The sequence below is a fragment of the Kitasatospora sp. MBT66 genome, from assembly GCF_000710405.2.
GTDB lineage: Bacteria > Actinomycetota > Actinomycetes > Streptomycetales > Streptomycetaceae > Kitasatospora > Kitasatospora purpeofusca.
The window spans coordinates 151,152-157,680 of the sequence record NZ_JAIY01000018.1 but is presented as its reverse complement, the minus strand read 5'-3'; the positions used below and the strand labels follow the sequence as shown (position 1 = coordinate 157,680).

Below are 6,529 nucleotides of genomic sequence, written 5' to 3'. Positions count from 1 at the left end.
ACGTCTGCGGCGACCACGAGTTCTACGGCGCCGGGGCGCTGGTGCTGCCGCACTGAGCCTCCCCCGCCCCCGTCCCCGCCCCGCGCCGGGGCCGCAGTCGCAGCCGCGCCGGACGGGTGGCGCGGGGACGGAGGGCCGCGGAAAACCGGATGACGGGGCGGTGCCGGCGGGTCGAGGATCGAGGGATGGACACCTTCCTCACCACCGAGCGGCTGGTGCTGCGCCGCTTCACCGCCGCCGACGTGGACGCCTTGGTGGAGCTGGACTCCGACCCGGAGGTGACCCGCTACCTCACCGGTGGCCGGCCCACCCCGCGCGCGGTGGTCGAGGACACCCTGCTGCCGCTCTACTTCGACCACTACCGGCGCTTCGGCGACCTCGGCTGGTGGGCCGCCGAGGAGCGGGAGGGCGGCGCCTTCCTCGGCTGGTTCGAGTTCCGGTCGCTCCACGGCGACCGCGCCGAGGTCGAGCTGGGCTACCGGCTGCGCCGCGCGGCCTGGGGGCACGGCTACGCCACCGAGGGCTCCCGGGCGCTGGTCCGCCGGGGCTTCACCGGGCTGGGCGTCGAGCGAGTGGTGGCGTACACGATGACGGTCAACAGCGGCTCCCGGCGGGTGATGGAGAAGGCCGGGCTGTCGTACGTGCGCACGTTCCACGAGGACTACCCGGAGACGATCGCGGGCAGTGAGCACGGCGAGGTCGAGTACGCCCTGACGGCCGCCGACTGGGCGGCGGCGGAAGCAGTCCGAGCGGCCCGGGCCGAGCGACCCGGTCCCCGAGTGCCCGGACCGGCCGATGTGTGGTCCGGGATACTGGGGGCATGAGGCTGACGGAGTTCTGGCGGCGAATGTACGAGCACTTCGGGGAGGCGTACGCGGAGTCGTTCGCGAGCGACCATGTGATGAGCGAACTGGGCGGGCGGACCGTCCGGCAGGCGCTGGACGCGGGCCAGGAGGCCAAGGACGTCTGGCGGGTCGTCTGCGACACCCAGGGTGTCTCCGGCGTGCTCCGCTGACCCCGGCCCCCGCGCCGGACCGGCGCCGACCCCGGTCCGGCGAACCCTCGGCCGTTGCTCGAACGTTCGTCGGGCATGGGTCAAACTGTGCGGGTGGCAAGCAGTGCAGAACAGCCGAATTCGGACAGGTCGGCGCAGGTCGCCGACGAGGCCGCGGGCCCTCCGCCCGCCTCCCCGCCCGGCCCGCCCGAGGGACCGACCGGGGCCCGGACCGCGGGTGACGGTCTCTGGGGTACCGGGATGCCGCGCTGGCTGCCGCGCGCGATGGTGCTCGCCCTGGTCCTGGTCGGGGTGTTCCAGCTCGCCGACTGGGCCTTCCACCAGCTGATCGACCTCTTCGTGATGCTGCTGGTCTCGTTCTTCCTCTCGCTGGCGCTGGAACCGGCTGTGGACCGGATGGCGGCCCGCGGCGTGCGCCGGGGCATCGGCACCTTCCTGGTCTTCGTCGCGGTGGCGATCGCCGTGGCCGGGTTCCTGACCGCGCTCGGCACCCTGCTGGTCGACCAGGTCGCGAAGATCGCCGGCGACCTGCCCCACCTGCTGGACAATCTGATCGCCTGGATCAACAGCACCTTCCACCAGGACCTCTCGCTGGACGAGCTGCAGAAGAAGCTGCTCAAGGACTCCGGTGCGATCGAGACCTACGCCCAGCAGGCCGCGGACAACGTCTGGGGCGTCTCCTCGACCCTGATCGGCGGGCTCTTCCAGGCCTTCACCGTCGGGCTCTTCACCTTCTACTTCACCGCCGACGGGCCCCGGGTGCGGCGGACCGTCTGCTCGATGCTGCCGCCCGCCAAGCAGGCGGAGGTGCTGCGGGCCTGGGAGATCGCGCTCGCCAAGACCGGCGGCTACCTCTACTCGCGGGCCCTGCTCGCGGTGGTGTCGGCGCTGGCGCACTGGGTGATGTTCGCGCTGCTGGACCTGCCCTACGCGGCCGCGCTCGCGGTCTGGGTCGGCGTCATGTCGCAGTTCGTGCCCACCATCGGCACCTACCTCGCCGGGGCGCTGCCGGTGCTGGTGGCGCTCACCACCCCCCAGCCGGTGGACGCGCTCTGGGTGCTGGCCTTCGTGGTGGTCTACCAGCAGATCGAGAACTACCTGCTGCATCCGCGGATCACCGCGCGGACGGTCGACGTGCACCCGGCGGTGGCGTTCGGCTCGGTGATCGCGGGCGCGGCGCTGCTGGGCGCGGTCGGCGCGCTGATCGCGATCCCGGCGGCGGCCACCCTGCAGGGATTCGTCGGGACGTACGTGCGCCGCTACGAGGTGGCCACGGACCCGCGGATCGACCGCGGCGAGCAGCGCCGGCACCGCCGCGAGCTGCGGCGGGAGGCGGCCCGGCGGCTGCGGCGGATGGTCGGCGGGGACTCCGGGAGGAAGTAGTCCGAACGGCTCCGGCTTGATTCGAACACTTGTTCTTTGTACTCTCCGGCGCAGAGTTTTCCCCAGGCAGAGCCCGGTCGGGGCCGATTGTCGGTGGGAGGCGCTAGCGTCGAGGACGATGAAGCGCACAGCACAGAACCCGAGGGTGGAAGCCATGGCAGGTACGGACCGCGAGAAGGCCCTTGAGACGGCGCTCGCGCAGATCGAGCGGCAGTTCGGCAAGGGCTCGGTGATGCGCCTCGGCGAGAAGGCGAACGAGCCGATCGAGGTGATCTCCACCGGTTCCACCGCCCTGGACGTCGCGCTCGGGGTCGGCGGCATCCCGCGCGGCCGGGTGGTCGAGATCTACGGCCCGGAGTCCTCCGGCAAGACCACGCTGACCCTGCACCTGGCGGCCAACGCCCAGCGGGCCGGCGGCACGGTCGCCTTCGTCGACGCGGAGCACGCGCTCGACCCGGAGTACGCCAAGAAGCTCGGCGTGGACACCGACGCCCTGCTGGTCAGCCAGCCGGACACCGGTGAGCAAGCGCTGGAGATCACCGACATGCTGATCCGCTCCGGCGCGATCGACCTGGTGATCATCGACTCGGTGGCGGCGCTCGTGCCGCGCGCCGAGATCGAGGGCGAGATGGGCGACTCCCACGTCGGTCTGCAGGCCCGGCTGATGAGCCAGGCGCTGCGGAAGATCGCCGGTGCGCTGAACCAGTCGAACACCACCGCGGTCTTCATCAACCAGCTGCGGGAGAAGATCGGCGTCATGTTCGGCTCGCCGGAGACCACGACCGGTGGCCGGGCGCTGAAGTTCTACGCCTCGGTCCGGCTGGACATCCGCCGGATCGAGACCCTGAAGGACGGCACCGAGGCGGTCGGCAACCGCACCCGGGTCAAGGTCGTCAAGAACAAGGTCGCCGCGCCGTTCAAGCAGGCCGAGTTCGACATCCTCTACGGCGTGGGCATCAGCCGCGAGGGCGGCCTGATCGACATGGGCGTGGAGCACGGCTTCATCCGCAAGTCGGGCGCCTGGTACACCTACGAGGGCGACCAGCTGGGCCAGGGCAAGGAGAACGCCCGCAACTTCCTGCGGGACAACCCGCAGCTGGCCGACGAGATCGAGCGGAAGCTCAAGAGCAAGCTGGGCATCGGCCCGAAGGTGGAGGAGCCGGCCGAGGCCGAGGCGGCGGGTGACGCCGAGGGTGCGGCCAAGCCGATCACCGCGACCGCCGCCAAGACGGCCGCGGCGAAGAAGACGACGGCGGCCGCCGCCAAGGCCTGAGCCGTTGACGCAGCACAGTGGGCCGGTCGGCCCCGAGGAGGACGACGACCACGGGCCGCCGGACTGGTTCGCGGCTGTCGCCTCGCCGCGGACCGGGGCGCGGGCCGCGGCGCAGCCCGAGCCGACGACCTGGCCGGAAGCGGTGTGGGATCCGGCGTGGGAGCCGGAGCCCGCGCCGGAGCGCGCCCGGGCGGTGAAGCGCCGAGCGGCCCGCCCGGCGGACGTGGGCGAGCTGGGGCTGGTCCAGGCCTCCGAGCTGCCCGCGGGGCGGCGCCGGCGGCGCTCGGCCCTGGAGGCCGAGGACGGCCCGGCCGTCGGGGGCGGCCGGGGCGAGGGAGCGGGGTCGGACGGTCACGGGGGTGCGGCCGACCCTGCTCCGACGTTCCCGGCGGAGCGCCCGAGGCGTCGGTCCGGCCGCACCCGGGGGGCCGGTGTCTCCGGGGGCGGGGGCCACGAGGGGCACGACGGCGATGAGGGCCGCGAGGGTACGGGCCGGGGCCCGGGCCGTCGCGGGGCGGGCCGCGGTGCCCGGACCGAGGAGCCGGCCGATCCCGAGAGCCGGGCGCGGGACATCTGCCTGCGGCTGCTCACGGGCGCGGCCAAGAGCCGCAAGCAGCTCGCCGACGCCCTGCGCAAGCGGGAGATCCCGGACGAGGTGGCCGAGGAGGTGCTGACCCGGCTGGAGGAGGTCGGGCTGATCGACGACGCGGCCTTCGCCCGGGCCTGGGTGGAGTCCCGGCACAGCGTCCGCGGTCTGTCCCGGCGTGCGCTGGCGCAGGAGCTGCGGACCAAGGGCATCTCCGGCGAGTTCGCCGAACAGGCGCTGGCCCAGCTCGACCACGACGACGAGACCGAGGCGGCCCGGGCCCTGGTCGACCGGCGGCTCCGGGCCACCCGGGGCCTGGAGCGGCAGACCCGCACCCGCCGGCTGGTCGGGCTGCTCGCCCGGCGCGGCTACTCCGAGGGCCTGGCCTTCCGGGTGGTCCGCGACGCCCTGGACGCGGAGGGGGCCGCGGACGAGTACGGCGACGGGGACGAGTACGGCAACGAGGGCGACGGCTACCAGGACTGAGGCGGGCCCGGGCGGGTCGCTCCGCCCCGACTGTTACCGGAGGGTTGGTCAACTGCCTGGCCAGTCTTGACCGTTTCGTAACCCGCGCTTAGCCTCGCACTCAGTGCGGGAGCACGTCGACCGTCCCTCGGACGCCCCGGCCGTATGCCCGGCCATGCCTGTGACCGGGCTGTTCCGGGCGGCCGCGCGGTGGTCCCGGGCGGCGTGCCGCGGCGGGACGGGGAGTGGGCAGCATGAGGATCGCGGTGAGCGCCGGATCGGCCGCTTCCCTTTCGGCGGCCGTCCTACTGGTGGTCCTGGCGGCAGCGTGGCTACTGGCCCGGCGGTCGAGGGTCGCTCGCCGCCGCGCGGCCGCAGCGGCCGAACGGGCCCGGCGGCAGGCCGAGCAGCAGGCCGACCGGTTGCGGGCCGAACTCGACCGGCGCGAGGAGCGGCTGGCCGGGGAGCTCGACCGACTGCGCACCCGCGAGGACGAACTCGCCGAGCGCTCGGCGGCGTTGGCCCGCGCCGCGGCGGAGGCCGGGGAACTCCTCCGGCGCCGCGAGGCCGAGCTGGAGCGGACCGCCGGGCTCTCCGCAGCCGAGGCCCGTGCCGAACTCGTCCGGGAGGCCGAATCGGAGGCCCGCCGGGAGGCCGCGGTCGCCGTCCGGGAGATCGAGCGCGCCGCCCGCGAGGAGGGCGAGCAGCGGGCCCGGGGCATCCTGGCCGGGGCGATCCAGCGGCTGGCGGCCGAACAGACCGCCGAGACCGCGGTGTCGGTGTTCCGGTTGCCCAACGAGGAGATGAAGGGCCGGGTGATCGGACGCGAGGGTCGCAACATCCGGACCTTCGAGGCCGTCACCGGCGTCAATCTGATCATCGACGACACGCCCTCGGTGGTGCAGCTCTCCTGCTTCGACCCGGTCCGCCGGGAGACCGCCCGGCTCACCCTGGAGCAGCTGGTGGAGGACGGCCGGATCCACCCGCTGCGGATCGAGCACGTGCACGAGCGCAGCCGGATCGAGGTCGAGCGCCGCTGCGTACGGGCCGGTGAGGACGCGCTGCTCGCCGTCCGGGTCGGCGCCATGGACCCGGAGCTGGTCCGTACCCTCGGCACCCTGCGCTACCGGGCCTCGTACGGGCAGAACGTGCTCGGCCACCTGGTGGAGTCGGCGCACCTGGCCGGGATGATGGCCGCCGAACTCGGGGTGGACCCGGAGCCGGTGCGGCGCGCGGCGCTGCTGCACGACATCGGCAAGGCGCTGACCCACGAGGTCCAGGGCAGCCATGCGGCGATCGGCGCCGACCTGGCCCGGCGGTTCGGCGAATCGGCGGACGTGGTGCACGCGATCGCCGCGCACCACGGCGAGGTGGAGCCCCGGACGGTGGAGGCGGTGCTCACCCAGGCCGCCGACGCCTGCTCGGGCGCGCGGCCGGGCGCGCGCAAGGAGTCGCTGGAGGCGTATGTGCGGCGGCTGGAGCGGTTGGAGGAGATCGCCCGGGCGCACGACGGCGTGGCCACCGTCTACGCGATGCAGGCCGGCCGGGAGGTGCGGGTGATGGTCCGGCCGGAGGTGGTGGACGACCTCGGGGCGCAGGTGATCGCCCGTGAGGTCGCCAAGCAGGTCGCCGAGGAGCTGACCTATCCGGGCCAGATCCGGGTCACCGTGGTCCGCGAGAGCCGGGCGACCGAGGTGGCCAGGTAGCAGGCGGCCCGGTGAGCCCGGCCTCGGCCCGTCGGGCGTTCGGCCCGTTCGGCCGCCGCCCCGTTCGCCCGCCCGGTCAGCGCCCGGACGGGCGGACCGGC

General features: G+C 74.0%; 6 protein-coding genes. All 6 read left to right on the top strand.

What is annotated here, in order from left to right; translation table 11 throughout:
• The first annotated feature begins 185 nt into the window (after nucleotides 1-185).
• The 6 genes from BI06_RS40640 to rny all read left to right on the top strand — a co-directional run bounded on the left by BI06_RS40640 (nucleotide 186) and on the right by rny (nucleotide 6,428).
• Entirely contained in the window at nucleotides 186-824 is a 639-nt protein-coding gene (locus tag BI06_RS40640; protein ID WP_063795136.1) for a GNAT family N-acetyltransferase, read from the top strand.
• Complete coding sequence (locus BI06_RS40635; RefSeq protein ID WP_030396676.1) at nucleotides 821-1,015, top strand: DUF3046 domain-containing protein; 195 nt, start codon at nucleotides 821-823, stop codon at nucleotides 1,013-1,015. The genes BI06_RS40640 and BI06_RS40635 overlap by 4 nt, the downstream gene beginning before the upstream one ends.
• 240 nt (nucleotides 1,016-1,255) lie before the next feature.
• Nucleotides 1,256-2,398, top strand: coding sequence for an AI-2E family transporter (locus tag BI06_RS40630; RefSeq protein ID WP_279617280.1), 1,143 nt, complete (start codon nucleotides 1,256-1,258; stop codon nucleotides 2,396-2,398).
• A 154-nt stretch (nucleotides 2,399-2,552) separates the two neighbouring features.
• Nucleotides 2,553-3,671 (top strand): recombinase RecA, encoded by a 1,119-nt coding sequence (recA, locus tag BI06_RS40625; protein WP_030396674.1) that lies wholly within the window; start codon nucleotides 2,553-2,555, stop codon nucleotides 3,669-3,671.
• A 4-nt stretch (nucleotides 3,672-3,675) separates the two neighbouring features.
• On the top strand, nucleotides 3,676-4,743 hold the full coding sequence (locus BI06_RS40620; protein WP_051742868.1) for a regulatory protein RecX: 1,068 nt from the start codon (nucleotides 3,676-3,678) through the stop codon (nucleotides 4,741-4,743).
• Between the two features lie 233 nt (nucleotides 4,744-4,976).
• Nucleotides 4,977-6,428, top strand: a complete 1,452-nt coding sequence (gene rny, locus BI06_RS40615) for a ribonuclease Y (protein WP_043476971.1) — start codon at nucleotides 4,977-4,979, stop codon at nucleotides 6,426-6,428.
• The last annotated feature ends 101 nt before the right edge of the window (nucleotides 6,429-6,529 follow it).